The organism is Micromonospora sp. NPDC047793, from assembly GCF_040642635.1.
GTDB lineage: Bacteria > Actinomycetota > Actinomycetes > Mycobacteriales > Micromonosporaceae > Micromonospora.
The window spans coordinates 1-18480 of sequence record NZ_JBEYSG010000015.1 but is presented as its reverse complement, the minus strand read 5'-3'; the positions used below and the strand labels follow the sequence as shown (position 1 = coordinate 18480).

16 protein-coding genes are annotated in these 18480 nt (G+C 73.2%); 6 read left to right on the top strand and 10 right to left on the bottom strand.

The genetic code is table 11. The features are described from left to right. Positions 1–31: 31 nt before the first annotated feature. The 10 genes from ABZ738_RS24565 to ABZ738_RS24520 are packed head-to-tail and all read right to left on the bottom strand — an operon-like array spanning position 32 to position 12194. Positions 32–1963, bottom strand: a complete 1932-nt coding sequence (locus tag ABZ738_RS24565; protein ID WP_357216754.1) for a hypothetical protein — start codon at positions 1961–1963, stop codon at positions 32–34. Beyond that, positions 1960–3174, bottom strand: a complete 1215-nt coding sequence (locus ABZ738_RS24560; RefSeq protein ID WP_357216751.1) for a glycosyltransferase family 4 protein — start codon at positions 3172–3174, stop codon at positions 1960–1962. Before ABZ738_RS24560 ends, ABZ738_RS24565 begins: the two co-directional genes overlap by 4 nt. Beyond that, a complete protein-coding gene (locus ABZ738_RS24555; RefSeq protein WP_357216748.1) occupies positions 3174–4115 on the bottom strand; it encodes a glycosyltransferase family 2 protein in 942 nt (313 codons plus the stop codon). The genes ABZ738_RS24560 and ABZ738_RS24555 overlap by 1 nt, the downstream gene beginning before the upstream one ends. Continuing rightward, positions 4115–5416 carry an O-antigen ligase family protein gene (locus ABZ738_RS24550; RefSeq protein WP_357216746.1) on the bottom strand — a complete coding sequence of 434 codons (1302 nt, stop codon included), beginning with the start codon at positions 5414–5416 and terminating at the stop codon, positions 4115–4117. The genes ABZ738_RS24555 and ABZ738_RS24550 overlap by 1 nt, the downstream gene beginning before the upstream one ends. Next, positions 5413–6573 carry a glycosyltransferase gene (locus ABZ738_RS24545; protein ID WP_357216744.1) on the bottom strand — a complete coding sequence of 387 codons (1161 nt, stop codon included), beginning with the start codon at positions 6571–6573 and terminating at the stop codon, positions 5413–5415. Before ABZ738_RS24545 ends, ABZ738_RS24550 begins: the two co-directional genes overlap by 4 nt. Continuing rightward, complete coding sequence (locus tag ABZ738_RS24540) at positions 6566–7909, bottom strand: glycosyltransferase family 2 protein (RefSeq protein WP_217706030.1); 1344 nt, start codon at positions 7907–7909, stop codon at positions 6566–6568. The genes ABZ738_RS24545 and ABZ738_RS24540 overlap by 8 nt, the downstream gene beginning before the upstream one ends. Then, on the bottom strand, positions 7906–8760 hold the full coding sequence (locus ABZ738_RS24535) for a class I SAM-dependent methyltransferase (RefSeq protein ID WP_131052940.1): 855 nt from the start codon (positions 8758–8760) through the stop codon (positions 7906–7908). Before ABZ738_RS24535 ends, ABZ738_RS24540 begins: the two co-directional genes overlap by 4 nt. Further along, entirely contained in the window at positions 8760–9608 is an 849-nt protein-coding gene (locus ABZ738_RS24530) for a class I SAM-dependent methyltransferase (RefSeq protein WP_176094946.1), read from the bottom strand. Before ABZ738_RS24530 ends, ABZ738_RS24535 begins: the two co-directional genes overlap by 1 nt. Then, the gene (locus ABZ738_RS24525; protein WP_176094947.1) at positions 9605–11164 is read right to left on the bottom strand and encodes an oligosaccharide flippase family protein; all 1560 of its coding nucleotides are present in this window, start codon (positions 11162–11164) and stop codon (positions 9605–9607) included. The genes ABZ738_RS24530 and ABZ738_RS24525 overlap by 4 nt, the downstream gene beginning before the upstream one ends. Beyond that, the gene (locus ABZ738_RS24520; RefSeq protein ID WP_131057589.1) at positions 11157–12194 is read right to left on the bottom strand and encodes a sugar transferase; all 1038 of its coding nucleotides are present in this window, start codon (positions 12192–12194) and stop codon (positions 11157–11159) included. Before ABZ738_RS24520 ends, ABZ738_RS24525 begins: the two co-directional genes overlap by 8 nt. Positions 12195–12346: 152 nt before the next feature. On the opposite strand from ABZ738_RS24520, the gene ABZ738_RS24515 reads away from it, so the two are divergent. The 6 genes from ABZ738_RS24515 (at position 12347) to wecB (ending at position 18109) form a co-directional block, all read left to right on the top strand. Further along, entirely contained in the window at positions 12347–13486 is a 1140-nt protein-coding gene (locus tag ABZ738_RS24515; protein ID WP_131057586.1) for a GDP-mannose 4,6-dehydratase, read from the top strand. A gap of 301 nt (positions 13487–13787) precedes the next feature. After that, positions 13788–13931, top strand: a complete 144-nt coding sequence (locus ABZ738_RS24510) for a hypothetical protein (RefSeq protein WP_161595048.1) — start codon at positions 13788–13790, stop codon at positions 13929–13931. Beyond that, positions 13928–14482: a hypothetical protein gene (locus ABZ738_RS24505; protein ID WP_131056399.1), complete on the top strand. Its 555-nt coding sequence runs from the start codon at positions 13928–13930 to the stop codon at positions 14480–14482. The genes ABZ738_RS24510 and ABZ738_RS24505 overlap by 4 nt, the downstream gene beginning before the upstream one ends. After that, positions 14472–16088, top strand: coding sequence for a glycosyltransferase family 2 protein (locus ABZ738_RS24500; protein WP_357216736.1), 1617 nt, complete (start codon positions 14472–14474; stop codon positions 16086–16088). The genes ABZ738_RS24505 and ABZ738_RS24500 overlap by 11 nt, the downstream gene beginning before the upstream one ends. Further along, positions 16076–16933 (top strand): choice-of-anchor P family protein, encoded by an 858-nt coding sequence (locus tag ABZ738_RS24495; protein WP_131056403.1) that lies wholly within the window; start codon positions 16076–16078, stop codon positions 16931–16933. Before ABZ738_RS24500 ends, ABZ738_RS24495 begins: the two co-directional genes overlap by 13 nt. Before the next feature lie 3 nt (positions 16934–16936). After that, positions 16937–18109, top strand: coding sequence for a UDP-N-acetylglucosamine 2-epimerase (non-hydrolyzing) (gene wecB / locus ABZ738_RS24490; RefSeq protein ID WP_131056405.1), 1173 nt, complete (start codon positions 16937–16939; stop codon positions 18107–18109). Positions 18110–18480: the final 371 nt, after the last annotated feature.

Here is an 18480-nt window from a genome sequence, read left to right as displayed (position 1 = left end):
GGTTACTCCTTGATCGGTACTCGGTGCGGGTTCAGTTGGACGGCCAGCGGGGACCGTCGGGTGTGATGTGTCGGTGGTGGTCGAGGTCGGAGACCGGTTCGCCACGGACGTACTGCGGGGCCACCGGCGAGTCCGCCGGACGGCGCAACGGCGCGGGCTCGATCGGTGCCGCCGAGGCGGACCGGTGGACCCGTCCGGACGTCTCCGCGCGCGGTGCCAACGGTCGGCCCAGGGCCGAACCGACCGCTTCGCGTCCGCCCGCCACCAGCGGGGTGGACCAGGGCACCACGTCGTCGATCGGTGAAGGCGGCCCCGAGCGCCAACGGGCCGTGACCGCGACGTCCGGGTGAGCCTGTCGGGGTGGCGTCGGCGTGAGGTGGTCGACGCGGGCGGGTGCCGGGGTGAGGTGGTCGACGCGGGCGGGCGTCGGGCGCACGTCGGTGACCACCTCGACGGGTACGGTCTGGTCACCGCCGGGCGGCGGGCCGGTCCGGGCCGGTTCGGGCGACGTCGGCGGACCCGCCGGGGACACCGGCGGTAGTTCCCGGGCCCGGTGCACCCCGCCCGAGGGCACCTCGCGGACCCGGTGCGCGCCCGACGGCACCCGCCGTACGGGCCGCAGGCTCGTGCTGCCCGGCAGGGCCGTCGGCGGCACCTCGTCGGCACCGGGACGGCCGACCCGGTCGATCGCCCCGACGGCGACGATGCCCGCCAGCGGCAGGTTCAGGCGGCGCACCAGCCGGGCCGCCCGCGCCGCCTCGGTCAGGTTCGTCTGTCCGGCCGCCACCACGAGCAGCACCCCGTCGACGTGGTCGGCGAGGGTCGCGGTGTCGCACCCGGCCAGCACCGGTGGCGCGTGCACGATCACGCAGTCCTCGGTGTCCGCCAGGACGTCGAGCAACTGGCCGAGTTCCCGCGCGTGCACGGTGGTCAGGCTCTCCCGTGGCTCGGTCGGCAGGACCGTCAGCGTCGGCAGGTCGGGCGTCGGCACCGGGGCGTGCTGTCCGGTCCGGACCTGCTGCCAGGTGAACGAGGCGTCCGGGAAGTGTCCGGCCAGGGCGGGGTCGCGGACCGCCGCGTCGATCACGGTGACCTTGCGTCGCTCGGCCGCCATGGCCAGCCCGAGCAGGGCGCTGACCAGCGTGGCGCCGTCGTCGTCGTGCGCGCTGGTGACCAGCAGGCGGCGTCGGGACGAGGTAGTGAGCACACTGAGTGCCGAAACTGTGGCCCGGGTCGAGGTGGCGATCTCCCGCCGGGCGAACAGCGCGGCGGCGTGGTGGCGGGCGAACCGCTTCGGCAGGTGCGGGAGGCCGCCGACGACAGGCAGGCCGAGGCGGGACTCCATCTGCGCGATGTCGCGCAGCCGGCGGTCGAAGCGGTCGCGCAGCACCGTCGCCCCCCAGCCGGCGAGCAGGCCGACGAGCGCGCCCAGGGCGCTGTTGAGCAGCGGCTTGGGGAACGCGGGCCGGGTCGGCACGCTGGCGGTGTCCACCACCCGCGTGGTGACCACCGTGTCGCCGCCCAGCTTCAGGCGTTCCAACTGCTCGCCCATGGCCTGGCTGACGGCGTTCGCGATCGCGGCGGCCCGGCCGGCGGAGGCCGCGTCGGCCCGTACCGTGACGATCTGGAGGCCGGGTTCGAACGTGCCGTGCACGTTGCCGGTGACCGCCTCCTCGGGCAGACCCAGGCGGCCGGCGGCGGCGACGGCCACCTCCCGCGAGCCGATCAGCTTGGCGACGGTGGGTGCCAGGTTCTGGGCGAGCGCGAGGCTCATCTCCGCCGGGCGGTCGCCCTCGGGGGTGTCGGCCACCACCAGGACGGAGGCGTGCGCCTCGTACCGGGCCGGCAGCAGCGGCGACACCGCCTGGGCCGCCGCCAGCCCGGCGAGCAGACCGAGCAGCGGCAGGGCGATCCGCCGCCGGGCGGTGTCCAGCAGGTCGTTGAAGTCGACGGTACGCATCACGCGGCCACCTCTCGGTCCGCGTCGTCGCGGACCTTCTGACCGGCTCGCGCCGGGACGGGTATGGACATTCGTTCCTCGTGCAGTTGTCGCCAGACCCGGTCCAGCCGGTCGGCGATCCGGTCCCAGGCGAACTCCTCGGTCGCCCGGCGCAGCCCGGCCTCGGACATCTCGCGGGCGGTCGCCGGGTCGTCGCGCAGCCGGCCGAGCCGGTCGGCGAGCGCGGTCACGTCCCCGGCGGGAAAGATCAGCCCGGCGTCGCCGACGACGTACGGGATCTCGCCGACGTCGCTGCCGATCACCGGGACGCCGCTGGCCATCGCCTCGACCAGCACCCGGCCGAACTGTTCGCGCAGCGGGATGCCGACCCACGGCAGCACGTTGCGCTGCACGATCTCCAGCGCGGGCAGCACCAGCACGCTCGTCTGCGCCAGCACGTCGGGCAGCTCGGTGTGGCCGGTCCAGCCGTACCGCCGGACCCGCCCGGGACGGCGTCGCGCGGCCCGGTCCACGTCGTCGTCCAGGCTACCCTCGCCGACCAGCACCACGTCGCAGTCGACGAGTTCGGCCGCGCGCAGCAGGTCCAGCACACCCTTGTGCGCCTCGAACCGGCCCACGAAGCCGACCGTGAAGGGCCGGGTGGTGTCCGGCTCGGGTCGGGGGCGGAAGATCCTGGTGTCCACCCCCAGGGGGACGGTCGTGACCGCGCCCCGGTAACCCTTGACCTGCAGCACCTGCCGGGCCGCCGGGGTGATCGGCAGGACCATGTCGACCCGGCGGTACGCGTACCGCTCCAGGACCGGGAACGGCATGGGGAAGCGGATCACCACGTTCTGCGCGGCGTACAACGTCGTGGGCACCGTCGGCCAGTGCCGGCGGCACATCCGCAGGACCTGCCAGGTCGACAGGTACGCGGCCTCGCCGATGATGTGCACCACGTCCGGCGGCGGCGACACCGGCGGTCCGCTGCGGCCGCCGAAGCGGAACATGACCGAGGCCATGTGACCGGTCCGGCCCTCCCCCAGCCGGTGCGGCAGGATCTGCGCCCGGAAGCCGGGATGCCGCCGCTCCAGGCGCTCGAACTCCCGGCGGGTGGTCGGTGACACGTCGGCCGCCAGCACGGTGAGCCGCAGGTCGGGTCGCTCGCAGAGCGAGTCGAACAGGTCGATCCAGTGCTCGGTGCGCGCTCCGACGACCGTGATCAGTACGTGCATCAGTGGTTTCCTCCGATGTGGAGACGGGTGACCGCGATCCGGCCCACCCGGGTCCAGGCCCGCATCCGCGCGATGCCGGCCCGTGGTTGCAGGGACAGCCGTACGGTGGCCAGGGCCACTCCCAGCAGCGCCCGGAGCAGGACGACGGCCCGGACGGCCTGTCGTGACCGGGGTCGGTGACGGCTGAAGAACACCAGCATGCTGCGGTAGAGGTGCGGCCAGATCCAGGCCGGGTCGCTGCTGCTCGCCCCGCCGCTGTGGATCGCGGCCACCGACGGCAGATAGAGCACCTCGGCACCGCGACGGCGGGCCTGGAGACAGAGTTCCTCGTCCTCGTAGTACATGAAGTACGCCTCGTCGAGCCCGCCGACGGCGGTGAAGAGGCTGGTCCGCACGGCGAGGCACGCGCCCGAGACCCAGTCGACCGGGGTGGGTTCGGCGCCGCGCTGACACGCCTCGTACGCCGCCCGGCGGTGCCGTCCGCCCAGCCACCGGCGTACCTGCGCCGGCACCAGCGGCCCGCCGAACCGGCTGGCCACCACCGTGCCGAGCGTCTCGAACGGATGCGCGCTGACCGCCACCCGGCCGGCGGCGTCGTGCAGTCGTGGCCCCGCGACGCCGACGTCCGGGCGGCCCAGCACCGCACCGACCAGGGCCCGCGCGGTCTCCGGCGGCACCACGCAGTCCGGGTTGACCAGCAGCAGCACCTCGCTGCGGACACCGCAGGCGGCCCGGTTGACGGCGGCGGCGAAGCCCACGTTGCCCTGGCCGGACACGACAGTGACCTCGGGGAAGTCGGACCGGACCAGCGCGACGGTCCGGTCGGTGGAGCCGTTGTCGACCAGCCGGACCGGCAGGCCGGCCTGCCGCAGCGCGGTGAGCGCGGCGGCGATCTGCCCCGCCGAGTTGTACGTCACCACGATCGCCGTCGCGTCGACCATCACGACACCGCCTCGGGGATCCGCGTGGGCGAGGGCAGCAGCCCGGGATCCCGGGTCCGGCGTGCCCGGACGGTCAGCAGCGCCAGCGCGGGCAGCAGCCCGAGTTCCCAGTGCCCGTCGGTGGGGGCGGCGAAGATCGCCGCGCCGAGGAAACCGCAGCACAGGGCCGCGAACGGCAGGGCCGCGCCGTCCCGGTCGGCGATCCCGGACCGGATGCCGCGCAGCACCGGCCAGAGCACCAGGGCCAGCCCGAGCAGGCCGACGTTGGCCAGCAACGTGACGTAGAAGGCGTGGTAGACCGGGCCGACGTCGGTGAGGGCGAAGTCGGCCAGGTAGACGTCGGTGGTGGACTGTCCGAGCCCGGCGCCGAGGACCGGCCGCTGGGCGAAGACGTCCAGCCCGACGACGGACTCCGAGGCGCGGTAACCGGCGGACTGTTCGAGCCCGGTGGCGATCTCCTGCGCGCGCTCGCGTACGCCGGGATCGAGGGCCAGCAGCGCGGCGACGACGCAGCCGGTGGCGGCGGCGGCGGCCAGTCCGGTGCGGACCGCCCGGCCGCCGAAGACCAGCATGACGAGCAGGGTCACCCCGGCGGCGAGCCAGATGCCCCGGTACGAGGCGAGCACCACGTCGATGGTGAAGAAGCCGGCGAGCAGCACCGAGGCCACCCGGCGCCAGCCCCGGGCCCGCCCGGCGTACCAGATCAGGGGCGGGACGGCGAGCAGGGTGAGCAGCCCGCCGTGCCGACCGGGGACGGTCATCGAGATGGCGGCCAGGACCGCCACGACACCGACGTAGAGCAGCCCGGCGGCGACCAGCCGGCGATCCGTGATGAGGGTGTGCGTGGCCAGGAAGAAATAGAGCGGGAGGATCGCGATCTGGTATCCGGCGACGACGACCTCGGTGGGCAGGTTGCCGATGGCGAGGCCGTAGCAGGCGGCGGCGACGGTCAGCCCGATCACCATCAGCATGCCGGTGTCGGCGGCCGTCCGCCGGCCGCCCCGGCCGATGCCGAAGGCGTAGCGGATCAGCAGGGCGGTCGCGCCGACGGCCAGCAGCAGCAGGTGCGCCGCCACGTACGTGCGGACGTCTCCCCCGCCGACCAGGCCGCCGGCCACCGCGCCGCCGACGATCCCCACCGGCAGTACGGTCCACGGCCAGAGCAGGAAGACGGCGAGGAAGACCAGCGCACCGGTGGCGGCCAACGCCATGATCCCGGGCAGCATGGTGGCCAGCGAGACGGCGGTGCCGAGCGCGGCCCCGACGGTGGCCACGCCCACTCCGACCACGACCCGGTTCACCGGGCCAGCCCCGCGAGCAGTCGGTGCAGGTGCTCGCCCCGGGCGGCCCAACTGTTCGCGGTCGCCACCGCGCGGCGGCGGGCGAGCTGGTCCGGGGCGGTCGCGTCGGTCAACGCCCCGGCGATCGCCCTGGCGAACTCGTCGGGACCGGCGGCGAGGCGGACCACGTCGGTCAGCGCGGTCAACGCCGGCAGCGGTGTCGCGACCACCGGCTTGCCGAGCGCCAGGTACTCGTAGCACTTTTTCGGGTGCACGTAGTCCACCAGCCCGCCGATCCGGTACGGGATCACCGTCACGTCGCAGGCGCGCAGCGTCGCCGGCAGGTCGGCGTACGGGACCGGGCCGGTGAGCAGAACGTTGGCCAGGCCGGCCAGGGGCGCCCGACCGGCGGCGGTGCTCGGGCCGATCAGCAGGAACGTCCAGTCGGGGTGGGCCCGGGCCACGGTGGCGACCAGGTCGGCGTCGAAGGCCCGGGTGTCGACGGCACCGCAGTACCCGATCAGCGGCCGGGACGCCGCGACCGGGCGGGGCACGGTCGGTCCCTGCGGGGCGAAGTGCTCCGGGTCGCAGGCGTTGGGCAGCACCACCGGCGCGTGTCGACCGGCCGGCATCCGGGTCGGCAGGGCGGCCGAGGAGGCCAGCACCAGGTCGGCGGCGGCGACCGCCCGGTCCAGGCTGCGGCGCAGGTGGTGCCGGTTCCACCGGCGGGTGAAGGTCCAGTCCAGGTCGGTCGCGTCGTAGACCACGGCGGCGGCGTCGAGCCGGTCGGCGCAGGGCGCGGCCAGGTCCTCGTCCAGCCAGACCAGTCGTACGCCCGCCGGGTCGTGGCGCAGCCAGCGCCGCAGCGCGGCCACCGCCACCCGCCGGTTGACCGCGTTGGCCGTCGGCAGGTGCCGGCCGAACGGGACCGGGGTGGGCGCCACGGCGTGCCAGACGGCGGGCTCGACCCGACGCACGGTGGTGCCGGTCCGCACCCGGAGCCCCGGCGGGTCCACGAACAGCACCCGGTATCCGGTGGCGAGCTGCCGCGCCAGGGCGTGCTGCCGGTGCGCGCCGCCGTGCCAGGGCGTGGCGCTGAAGTAGACCACCCAGTCGGCGGCGGCCCCCGCCGCGTCGGGCGGGGCGGTCCGGGATTCCCGGCTGCCCAGGTCAGTCACGACCGGCCCGCTGTCTGACCGGTACCCGCCGGGCGGCCGGCAGCACCTCGTCCTCACCGACGCGGCCGAGCACGGGTCGGGCCGAGTCGTCGTCGAGCCGGAGCAGCCGGGCACCGGCCTGGCGGTCCAGCCACCGTCGTACGGCGGCGGCGGCGAAGCGCCGGTTGACCGTGTCGGCGGTCCGCCACCGTGCGCCGAAGGGCAGCGGGGTCGGCGGGGTGAGGTGCCAGGCGGCGTCGTCGATGGGGGTGATCCGGCTGCGCCAGCGTGGGCGGGGCGCCGGTGGGTCGACCAGCAGCAGGCGCCGGTCCGGGTCGTCGAGCAGCGACTCGGTGATCACCGCCTGGTCGGCCTCCGCCGTGGAGGGGGTGCGGGTGAAGACGATCAGCCAGTCCCGGATGTCGCCGTCCGGCAGCGGGCCGACGTCGCCCCGCAGGGCGGCCCGCAGGTCGGCGAGGGTGAGCTGGACGTGGCGTCCGCAGATCCGCTTCACCGCGTGGTCGATGAGGACGACCAGCCGGAACAGTGCGACCCGGTGACCGGGCTGGGTCAGCCGCAGATAGCCGACGAGGCTGCCGAGCAGGTGGCGGAAGCGGATGGCCGGGCCGAGGAGCCGGCAGGAGGCGCCCCGGACGTGGGTCACCACGGCGTCCGGGAGCATCCACAACTGCTGGCCCGCCCGGTCGAGTTGCCGGGCGAGGATGGCGTCGTTCCAGTAGACCGGGAACCGCTCGTCGAAGATGTGGTGCGCGGGCAGTGCGGCGCGGCGCAGCAGCATGCAACTGCCCGAGGCCAGCCGTCGGGGGCGGCTGAAGTCCTGGCCGCGCATCTGGAAGGTGTGCAGCGCCTGCCGGAAACCGGGGACCCGACGCAGCGCGGTGACCAGGGCCATCGACGCCGGGAAGCTGGGCTGCTGCACGTAGTGCTGCTGGAAGGTGCCGTCCGGGTTGAGGTAGAGCGGGCTGACACCGGCCGCCTCGGGCCGGTCCCGCAGGAACGTCACCATGGTGGACAGTGCGCCGGGGTGGAAGGCGACGTCGCTGTTGAGCAGCAGGATCAGCTCGCCGCGCGCCTGCCGGTACGCCTGGTTGACGGCGGCGGCGAAGCCGACGTTGCGGGCGTTGCGGATCAGGTGTACGCGCGGCGAGCGGGCGAGCAGGTCGGCCGAGCCGTCGCGGGAGGCGTTGTCCACCGCCACCACCTCGTAGTCGAGGTCCGGTGGCACGGTCGCGGCCAGCGACTCCAGACACTGCCGGGTCTGCTCCCGGGTGTTCCAACTGGTCAGCAGGATGGAGAGGGACGGCGGTGCGTCCCGGTGGCGGGGCTCGGGGCTCATCGGGTCACCCCCGAGGCGTCGCGGCGGGCGAAGACGCGCAGCAGGTCGCCGAGGAGCGGGTGGCGCATCCGGGGCGAGCGGCTGGCCGCGACGTCGGCGACGAGCAGGTCCCGGGCCTGCCGCAGGCGCGCCATCGGTCGCCAGTAGAACCGGGAGAAGACCGTGTCGTACGAGACGACCTCGAAGCCGGTCTGGCGCAGCATCCGGGTCAGGGTGGCCGGGGTGAAGTGCCAGCGGTGGTACTCCGGTTGCAGGCCGGGCCAGCCGTGACCGAGACGACCGGAAGCGGCCGAGGCGATGTTCGGCACCTCCAACGCCAACCACCCACCCGGCGTCAACACCTGCCGCGCCGCCCGCAGGAACCGACGCGGATCATCCACGTGCTCCAACACATGCCACGCACACACCACATCCGCCCGCAACGACGGCGCGACCTGCTCGAAATACCCCTGCCGCACCGGCACACCCAGGTGATCCACGGCAAACGCCGCCGCCACCCGAGACACCTCCACCCCCGTCACCGTGAAACCGGCACCCCGCGCCGCCTCCAGGAAATAACCACCCGCACACCCCGCCTCCACCAACACCGACGGCCCCACCACCGACGACAACCACCGCAACCGCCGCCCCGCCTCGAACCGGCGCTGCCGGCCGGAGGCGAAGTAGTCCTGGTAGCCGCCGGTCAGGTAGTAGTCCTCGTCGTACAGTTCGTCGGGAGGCGGGGCGGCCTCCGCGGTCCACCGGAAGTCGCAGTCGGTGCAGCGGCGCAGCACTCCGTCGAGCGCCGGGGCGGCGTGCCCGTCCCGGCCGCACAACGCGCAGGTGGTCAGTTCGTCGTCTCTGAGCTTCATCAGCCGTTCCGTCCGTCGCGCGGTCTGCGGGCGATCACCCGCAGGAGGTCTCCCCGCCACCGATGGGTCAGGCGCGGCGAGCGCAGGGTGATCAGGTCCGGCGGCAGCAGCCGCCGCGCGTGTCGCATCCGGTATGCGACGGGCATGTAGAACCGGAAGACCGTGGTGTCCTGCCGGACCACCTCGAATCCGGTGGCGGCCAGGAGCCTGGTCAACGAGGTCGGGGTGAAGTGCCAGGGGTGGTACTCCGGTTGCAGGCCGGGCCAGCGGTGACCGAGGCGGGCGGCGGCGGGCGAGGCGATGTTCGGCACCTCCAACGCCAACCACCCACCCGGCGTCAACACCTGCCGCGCCGCCCGCAGGAACCGACGCGGATCATCCACGTGCTCCAACACATGCCACGCACACACCACATCCGCCCGCAACGACGGCGCGACCTGCTCGAAATACCCCTGCCGCACCGGCACACCCAGGTGATCCACGGCAAACGCCGCCGCCACCCGAGACACCTCCACCCCCGTCACCGTGAAACCGGCACCCCGCGCCGCCTCCAGGAAATAACCACCCGCACACCCCGCCTCCACCAACACCGACGGCCCCACCACCGACGACAACCACCGCAACCGCCGCCCCGCCTCGAACCGGCGGGGCGCGGCCAGGAAGTAGTCCTCGTAGCCGCCGCCGGTGAAGTAGTCCAGGTCGTAGCGGGCCGGAGCGGCGTGCGGGTCGGGCACGGTCCAACCGAGTCCACAGCCGGAGCAGCGGCGCAGCACGCCGTCCAGGTCACCCCGGTGCGGGTGGTCGTCGCCGCAGTTGAGGCAGGCCGTGGGGCGGACGTCGAGGCTCATCGGCGTACTCCCGGGGTCAGCGCGCGGGCCCGCCGGGCAAGCGTGCGCAGCCGGGCCCGCTCGTCGGTGCTCAGGTATCCGCCGCCGACGAGCAGCGCGGCGGCGAACGTCAGGGTCAGGCCGGCGCGGGTGGCCACGGCGAGCGCCGCGCCCACCCGTCCCGGCCCGTCCGGCAGATGCCCGAGCAATGCGGCGGTGGCGAGGCCCGCCACGGTCGCGGCGGCGATCGGCGGCCAGAGCGTGCGCAGCACCGGCCGGATCGGACGCCCCGTGGCCCGGTGGAAGTGGGCCAGGAAGTACCCGGTGGCGAGCACCACCGCGAGCGCCGTCGCGGTCGGCACGCCGAGCGGGCCGGCGAGCATCAGCAGCGGTACGGTCAGCGCCACGTTGAGCACGACCGACAGCAGGACGTAGCGGGTCTCGAGGCCGGGACGACCCTCGACCCGGGCGACGATGGTGGCCGCACCCATGATCAGGTTGAGCGCGTACGCCGGGGCGAGGATGGCGATGGTCGCCCCGGCCCAGGAGACCGGGTGTCCGAGCCAGAGCCGCACCAGCGGGTCGGCGCTGACCATCAGCGCCGCTCCGGCCGGTGCGAGGAAGACGGCCAGGTACCGCACCGTGGTCAGGTAGAAGGTGTCGAGCCAGGCCCGCCCGCCGGTGACCGCGCGTCGCACGGCCGCGGGAAAGAGCACCAGCAACGCGAAGCCGGGCGGCAGGCGCAGCAGGTTGAGCAGGCGGGTGCCGAGGTCGGCGTCACCGGCGACGGCCGGGCCGAAGAATCCGCCGAGCACCAGCCGGTCGAGTTCCACGTTCACCGCGGCGGCGCCGCTGGACACCTGGACCCGCAGGCCGTACCCGCCGACCCGGCGCAGGTCGGGTCCGGCCAGGCGGCCCCAGCGGGGCGTCAGGTCGCGGTGCCGGTGGTACGCGGCGGCGGCGAGCAGGATCGTCCGGATCGCGCCGGTGGACGCGGCGGCGGCGGCGAGCGCGACCAGACCGCCACCGAGGCGGACCACCGCGATCGTGAGCACCGCGCCGAGGACCGCCGTCACGGCGTTCACCAGGGCGAGCGCGCCGTACCGCTGGACTCCCTCCAGGACCGCCCGCCAGGGCAGTTCCACGCCGCCGGCCACCACGCCGAGCAGCAGCCACAGGGTGGCGTGCCACGCGTCGCGGGTCAGTTCGCCGAGCCGCAGCAGGTGGGCGATCCAGGGCCAGCCGGCGGCGAGGGCGGCGAAGGTGAGCCCGCCCAGGACGAGCCCCCAGGTCAGACCGAGACCGAGCAGCCGCCGCAGCACGTCGGAGGGGCCGGCCTCGGTCTCGGCCGCCGCCACCTCCCGGACCAGCGCCGAGCCGAGCCCGAGGTCGAAGAGGGCGACGACGGCGAGCAGTCCGGTCAGCAGCACCCAGACGCCGAACGCCTCCGGCCCGAGGTGCTGATAGACGACGGGCAACGAGACCAGGCCGGCCAGCGCCATGACGATCCGGGCGCCCAGCATGCTCAGCGTGTTGCGGGTCAGGCGTGCGCCGACCGTGCCGGCCGCGCTAGCCACGAGGGAATCCCCGGACCAACTCCAGGGCGGTCAGCGCCAGCAGGGTCAGGTCCACCCGCAGCGATCGACAGTTGAGATAGAGCAGGTCGCAGCGCAGCTTCTCCTCGACCGTGGCGGCGTAGCCACCGGTGAGCTGGGCGAGCCCGGTGAGTCCGGGCCGGACCAGGTGGCGCAGGTCGTAGTACGGCAACTGCCGGAACTCGGCGATGAACTCGGGCCGCTCCGGACGGGGACCGACCAGGCTCATGTCCCCGCGTACGACGTTCCACAGTTGCGGCAGTTCGTCAAGGCGGGTACGCCGCAGCAGGCGGCCGACGCGGGTGATCCGGGGGTCGTCCGGCTGGGCGAGTACCGGCCCGGTCTCGCGTTCCGCCCCGGGTCGCATGGTGCGGAACTTGACCATGGAGAAGAGTCGCCCGCCCGCACCGACGCGTTGCTGGCGATAGAACGGTGGCCCGGTGAACGAGACGACGACGGTGATGGCGAGGATCAGCGGGAGCACCAGGATCGCGCTGAGCGCGATGACGCCGAGGTCGAGGTAGCGCTTGACGCGTTCACCGGTGCGGCGGTGCGGTCCCGACCGGAGTCGGATCCAGGGCAGCCCGCCGAAGCGCCGCAGGCTGGGCGTGGGCAGCAGCCCGTAGACCGGCCGCGCCAGCACCAGGATCTCCACGCCCAGTTGCTGGCAGGCGGCCACGATCGGCTCGTCGATGCTGTCCAGCGAGTTCTTGAGCAGCAGGAGTTTGGGCCGCAGTCGCCGGAGGACCGCGGTGAGCTGCTCGACGTCGGCGGGTACGGGCAGCCGCAGGACGACGTCGAACTCGTCGTTGAGGCGGTCCGGCCGCGCGGGTGTCTCCACCGGTTCGATCACCAGCGCGCGGACGCGACCGCGTGCCGGTGGTGCCGCATGTTGCCCTGAGCCGCGTCGATGACCGTTGAGCAGGAACTCACGGCCGTGTCGGCGTACCGGCTCCGGGGCCACCGTTCGCAGGTCCTCGTCGAACGGGACGGCGACCGACGGTTTCTCCATGTGGCTTTCCTCCTCGCCACGCGGCGGAGCGCTCCCCCTGAATGCCCTCGACAGCACTATGAACGATTCAGCAGCATAAACAGTTCATTTGCCGCAAAACAAAGCTTTTTCGTTTATCGTAATCGACATCCCTTTGCGGGTGATATGTCAGAATGATCCCGCTGATAGTAGGGAATTGGCTGGTCACACCGCCGATGCCCACCAGAACTGACCACCCCGCCGCCAAGGAGTTCACGATGGAAGTTCCGCTGAACGGAGCCGAGCCATCCGCGCAAGGCAGCTCGGTTCCCAATCGCGTGCTGGTGACCGGTGGAGCCGGATTCATCGGAAGTCACGTCGTCGCACGCCTGATGCTGATGGGGATCCACGTCAAAGTGCTCGACGACTTCTCGACCGGTCGGGTCGAGAACCTCGCCGACGCCGCGTACGGCGGGCTGTCACAGTCGGATGTCCTGCGGGGTGACATCCGCACCGCCGAGGCAGTCGACGTGATCCACGAATGGAGGCCCGAGGTCGTGGTGCACCTCGCCGGTCAGGGCAGCCTCCAGGCAGCCCGGGAGTCGCCGCTGTTCGACGCCGACGTGAACACCTTCGGGACGATCAACGTGCTGGACGCCTGCGCCCGGAGCGGAGTTCGGCTGTTCGTACACGCGGCGAGCAGCGCCATCTACGGCAACGTCTCCTCGGACGCCCTGCCCATCCGGGAGGACCGGCCGCTGGCGGCCACCAGCCCGTACGGCATCAGCAAGGCCGTCGGGATCTGCTACCTGGACTGGTACCGGCGCGAACACGGCATGTCGTACACCGCCCTGGCCTTCGGCAACGTCTACGGACCGCGCCCGACCGGAGGCGGCACCAGCGTGGTGGCGCTGATGACCGAGGCCCTGCTCAACGGCCAACCGCCCACCATCTACGGCGACGGCCAGCAGACCCGCGACTACGTGCACATCGTGGACGTGGCCGACGCGGTGGCCCGCGCCTGCCACTACCCGGGTGCGGGGCTGGTCAACATCGCCACCGGCCGGGAGACCACCGTCAACGACCTCTTCGAGCTGGTCTGCTCGGTGGTCGGCGCGGACTGCGACCCGCACTACGCGCCGCATCCACACCCGCAGGAGGTGCGCCGGATGGCGCTGGACAGCAGCAAGGCCCTCGCCCAACTGGGCTGGCGTCCGACCATCGGGCTGACCGAGGGAGTCCAGCTGACCGTGCGGGAGGCACGGCGGCGGCGTACCGGCGCCCCGCGCAGCTACCAGCCTCGCCAGGGCCAGCCGGTGGGCGTCGGCCACTGACCTTCCGCACCGCCTCACCGATCTCCGTCACCTCGTAGCGCCCGGCGCCCGGCCGGGCCGGTCGGCCCGCGTCCGCGCGGCCCGACCGGCCGGCCGGTGGCCGGGCGCTTCGCGCTGCCCCGGCCCAGCCGCCCGGCGCCGCCGACCCGGGCCGCTTCGCACACCCCGCCGATCGGGCCCGGAGCCCGTCCCGGTCCCGAGCTTTCGTCACGTTCTAGGAACATCCGCTACGTACGGTTCTGTCCGATATGTTCGCTTTGGCCCGCTTGGGGGCAGCGTTCCAACGGAGAGGTGACGGCGGATGTACCCGACGAAAGGTCCGGCGATCGGCGGAGGTCTCGCGACGACCGGAGTGGCGATTCAGTCCTGGCTGCTCGTGGGGATCGGGCTGGTCCTGCTCGGTGCCGCCCTGTGGCTCGCCACCTTCGTGAGCCGACCCAGATGAACGACCGGCCGACCACCCGGTCCACCGTGGCGAGCTGGCTGCAGGCGGCGCTCGGCGCCGTCTGCGGCGTCGCCCTGGGCGCCCTGCTGCTCAAGCGGTGGCACGACGTGGCAGTGGTCGAGGCGTGGCTGAACGCGCGGCTCGTCGCCGCGATCGGGCTCGCCGACACCGACTCCATCGGCGCGGCCGTCATCTTCCCGCTGGACCAGCGCTGGGTCGGTTTCCTGGTCTCCACCGGATGTTCGGTGGCGCTGTTGCTGATACCGCCGTTCGTGCTGGCCGCACTGCTGGTCGGCTTCCGGCGGGTGACCCTGACCCGGGGCCTGGTCGCGGTGGCACTCGCCGTCGGGCTGCTCGTGGTGGTCAACCAGATGCGCCTCGCCGCCGTCGTCGCCTCGATGCGGCTGTGGGGCTTCGAGGTCGGCTACCAGCGCAGCCATGTCCTGATCGGCTCGGCGATCAGCACCGTCGGGCTGATCGCCGTCGCCATCGTCTTCCTCTTCCTGGTGGGACGCGGCGGCCGGGTACGGAGGTCCGCCGGTGCCCGTTGAGATCCAGTCCCTGGCCGTCCTGAACACGGCGGCGTTCCTGCTCTGCGTCTACTTCTGCGCGTACGTGCTGAGCATCCTGGTGCTGCACCTGCGGACCCCGCGCTCCCAGGGCGGCGACCACACCGGCTTCGACTGGCACATCGTCATCCCGTGCCGCAACGAGGCCAGCGTCATCGCGGACACCCTGCACCGGCTGCTGCGTGACCTGCCGGACGTCACCGTCTGGTGTGTCGACGACGCCTCCGACGACGGCACCGACGCCGTCCTGCAGTCCTTCTCCGGCGATCCCCGCGTCCGGGTCGTCTCCCGCCGGTTGCCCGACGCCGTCCTGGGCAAGGGCGCGGCGCTGAACGCCGCGTGGCAGACGATCGAACGCCACCTGCCGGCGGACGTCGACCCGGAACGGGTCATCCTCGGTGTCCTCGACGCCGACAGCTACCTGGACCCCCGGTGCCGTTCCGCGCTCGCCGGCCCGCGCTACTTCGGCTCCACCGCGGTCGCCGCCGTCCAGGTCGAGGTCCGCATGATCCAGTGCGCCCGCCCGACCGCTGGAATGGGCCGCCTGGCCCGGCTGCTGGTCCGGTTGCAGGACATGGAGTTCCGGGCGCCGATCGCCGCGATGCAGTCGCTGCGCCGCTACACCGCGAGCGTGGCGATGGGCGGCAACGGCCAGTTCACCCGGGTGTCGCTGCTCAAGCAGCTCGCCGCCGAGCACGGCACACCCTGGCACGGGGCCCTGCTGGAGGACTTCGAACTCGGCCTGCACATCCTGCTCCAGGGCAGCCGCACCGAGTACTGCGCGGAGAGCTGGGTCGCCCAGGAGGCGCTGACCAGGATCCGGCCCCTGATCCGTCAGCGGACCCGCTGGGCCCAGGGGTCGATGCAGTGCGGTCGGTATCTCGCCGCCGTCCTGCACTCCCGGCGGGTCAGCAACTCGGCCACCCTGGAGATCGCCCACTTCCTCGCGGCACCGTGGTTCCAGCTCCTCGGCACCCCGGTCTACCTCGGCTGCCTCGCCGTCCTCGGCTGGTACGTCTCCCGGACACCGGGCGGCCTGACGGGTTGGTGGACGGCGGGTGGTTGGGGCGTACTGCCGCTGATCGTGGTCTTCGGGGTCCTGCCCTTCGCGATCTGGGGCCTGGTCTACCGCAACCGCTCCGAACCACACCTCTCCGTCTCCGCCGCGCTCGGCCTCGGGGTCAGCCACTGGCTCTACAGCTACGTGCAGTCGGTGGCCGTCTGGTTCGCCTTCGCCCGGATGCTCACCTCCCGCTCGGAGTGGCAGAAGACCGCCCGCGACGCCGACCAGACCCCGGCCCCCGACGACGTGGCCGCCCCACCGGCACCCGCCGCCACCGGCACGGGCTCTGCCAGGACCGCCGGCCCTGTCACGGCCGCCGGCCCTGTCACGGCCGCCGGCCCTGTCACGGCCGCCGGCCCTGTCACGGGCTCCGGCACCGCCATCGGCACCGCCACCGTTCGGCGCCCGCACTACCGCCCGCGCGGCACGGTCTCCGTGCCGCAACCCCCGGTGCAGCCCACCCCGTTCGACCGCCCCGACGTCACCGTCAGAAGCAGAAAGAGAGATCTCACATGCACAAAGTAAGGTCCGGCGTCGCCCGGGCTGCGACGGCGATCGCCGGTGGTCTGGTGATGGCCCTGGCCGTCGCGTCGCCAGCGATGGCCGACACCTCGCAGTCCAGCGCCTCCGCACTGCAGATCAGCCTCGTCGGAGGCGGTCTGGCGAGTTCCGGCACCGCGAGCGCCACCAACGACGGCACCACGGAGTCGATCTCGGGCAACACGAACCCGCCGCTGGCCGTGCTCGGCGGTCAGACCGTCATCACCGCCGGTGTGCTCGGGCAGTCCGTCCGCGCCTACAACGACGGCACCTCCGCCGCCTGTGCCGGCGTGCTCGGTGCCGGTGGCGCCATCACCATCGGGGCCGGCGGCTCGTGCATCGTGACCCCCGGCTCCGAGGTGACCCTCACGCTGGGCACCAACGGGCTCGCCACGATCAGCCTCGTGGCGGACGCCATCTACTCCGAGTGCACCGCGACCAGCAGCCCGTCGGCGAGCGGCTCGGCGACCCTGGTCAACGCGCGCATCGTCTCGACCCTGCTGGGCATCCCGACGACGCTGCTCAGCCTGCCCGCCAACCCGGCGCCCAACACCGGGTTGAGCGTTCCGGGGCTGCTGAACCTGACCCTGAACGGCCAGACCAGCTCGACGACCGGGCAACTGACGGTCACCGCCCTGGACCTGTCCGCCCTGGGCGGCGCGCTCGCCTCGGTGGTCATCGGCACCTCCAGCTGCGGCGTCAACGCCGTGGCGCCGCCCATCCCGGTGATCCCGCTGGCCGGCGCTCCGGTCGCCCTCGGTCTCGGCGCGGTCGTCGCCGGCGCCGGTGGCTTCTTCCTGCGCCGTCACCGCGCCGCGCGCCGGAGCTGACCGATGGGTCGTGACAGAGTGGGGCCCCGCCAGATCATGGTCCTGGCCGGCACCCGTCCCGAGGGTGTCAAGATCGCGCCAGTGGTGCGCCTGCTCTGTCACGACCCACGCCTGACGGTGACGGTGGTCGACACCGGCCAGCAACCCGGCCGGGTGGACGAGGCGTTGGCGCCGTTCCGGCTCCACGCCACAGCCACCCTGAGCGTCGCCCGGGACACCGGCACGCTCGCCGAGCTCGCCGCCGGGTTGAGCACCGCCGTGGAGGGCCTGTTCGCCCTCCACCGGCCGGACGCGGTGGTGGTGCACGGGGACACCACCACCGCGCTGGTCGGCGGGCTGGTGGCCTTCTGGAACCGGATACCGGTGATCCATCTGGAAGCCGGCCTCCGCAGCCACGACCTCACGCAGCCCTTCCCCGAGGAGGCCAACCGGGCCATGCTCGCCCGGATCGCCGCGCTGCACCTGGCCCCGACCACCACCGCACGGGACAACCTGCTGGCCGAAGGAGTACCCGCCGACCGCGTCGTGGTCACCGGCAACACCGTGGTGGACGCCGTGCACACCCTGCTCCGCGAGGGCCTGGCCCGCGTACCGTCCTGGGTGGACCCCGATCGTCGACTGATCGTGGCGACCGCGCACCGGCGGGAGAACTGGGGCACCGGGATCAGCCAGGTGCTGCGGGCGCTGACCCGGGTCACCGCGACACACACCGACGTCGAGCTGGCCCTCATCACCCATCCGAACCCGCACCTGGCCGCACAGGTGCGGGCCGGCGTCGAGGGCGCGTCGAACGTCCGCCTCCTGCACCCGCTCCCCTACCCCGACATGATCGGCCTGCTCCGCGCCGCCCGGGTGGTCGTCACCGACTCCGGGGGCCTGCAGGAGGAGGCCGCCAGCCTCGGCGTACCCGTCGTGGTGACCCGGGCCGCGACCGAACGGCCGGAGATCGTCGCGCAGCACCTGGGCGACCTGGTCGGCACCGACCCCGACCGGATCGTCCGCGCGGTGCGCGACCGGCTCGACCACCCGACACCGGCCATGCAGAGCCGGGCCTTCGGCGACGGCCACGCCGCCCGGCGCTGCGGGCGGGCGATCACCGCCCTGCTGGGCCTGCCGGACGCCCCGTACCCGCGCCGTCGGCCCCCGGCCGTCGCGCCGCGTACCACCCGGGTCTGAGTCGTACCCGTCGAACGACCGGCCCGCAGGCGTCGCCGTGACCGGCCCATTGACGGCGACCGGCCCGGCAGCGCCGTGACCGGCCCAGTAGCGCCGTGACCGGCTGAGCCCGGGCGAAGCCGGGCGGATGGCCGACGTGACGCCGCACGTCGTCGTACCGTCAGGTGACGGCTCGCCGACCGCGCAGGTCAGGCCGCCGACCTGGCCGATGTCCGGACCACCGTGGGAGGACTCCATGTTCACCGACCCGCAGGAGCTTCCGCGCTATCTGGCGACCGAGGACGTGAAGTTCGTCGACGTACGTTTCTGTGACCTGCCGGGTGTGATGCAGCATTTCAATCTGCCGGTGGAGTCTGTCGACGACGACTTCT

What these genes read in the sequence shown, in the direction of transcription:
- ABZ738_RS24560 (WP_357216751.1), bottom strand. Translation starts at nt 3,174, where the DNA reads ATGCACGTACTGATCACGGTCGTCGGAGCGCGCACCGAGCACTGGATC.
- ABZ738_RS24555 (WP_357216748.1), bottom strand. Translation starts at nt 4,115, where the DNA reads ATGGTCGACGCGACGGCGATCGTGGTGACGTACAACTCGGCGGGGCAG.
- ABZ738_RS24540 (WP_217706030.1), bottom strand. Translation starts at nt 7,909, where the DNA reads ATGAGCCCCGAGCCCCGCCACCGGGACGCACCGCCGTCCCTCTCCATC.
- ABZ738_RS24535 (WP_131052940.1), bottom strand. Translation starts at nt 8,760, where the DNA reads ATGAAGCTCAGAGACGACGAACTGACCACCTGCGCGTTGTGCGGCCGG.
- ABZ738_RS24530 (WP_176094946.1), bottom strand. Translation starts at nt 9,608, where the DNA reads ATGAGCCTCGACGTCCGCCCCACGGCCTGCCTCAACTGCGGCGACGAC.
- ABZ738_RS24520 (WP_131057589.1), bottom strand. Translation starts at nt 12,194, where the DNA reads ATGGAGAAACCGTCGGTCGCCGTCCCGTTCGACGAGGACCTGCGAACG.
- ABZ738_RS24515 (WP_131057586.1), top strand. Translation starts at nt 12,347, where the DNA reads ATGATCCCGCTGATAGTAGGGAATTGGCTGGTCACACCGCCGATGCCC.
- ABZ738_RS24510 (WP_161595048.1), top strand. Translation starts at nt 13,788, where the DNA reads ATGTACCCGACGAAAGGTCCGGCGATCGGCGGAGGTCTCGCGACGACC.
- ABZ738_RS24505 (WP_131056399.1), top strand. Translation starts at nt 13,928, where the DNA reads ATGAACGACCGGCCGACCACCCGGTCCACCGTGGCGAGCTGGCTGCAG.
- ABZ738_RS24495 (WP_131056403.1), top strand. Translation starts at nt 16,076, where the DNA reads ATGCACAAAGTAAGGTCCGGCGTCGCCCGGGCTGCGACGGCGATCGCC.
- wecB (WP_131056405.1), top strand. Translation starts at nt 16,937, where the DNA reads ATGGGTCGTGACAGAGTGGGGCCCCGCCAGATCATGGTCCTGGCCGGC.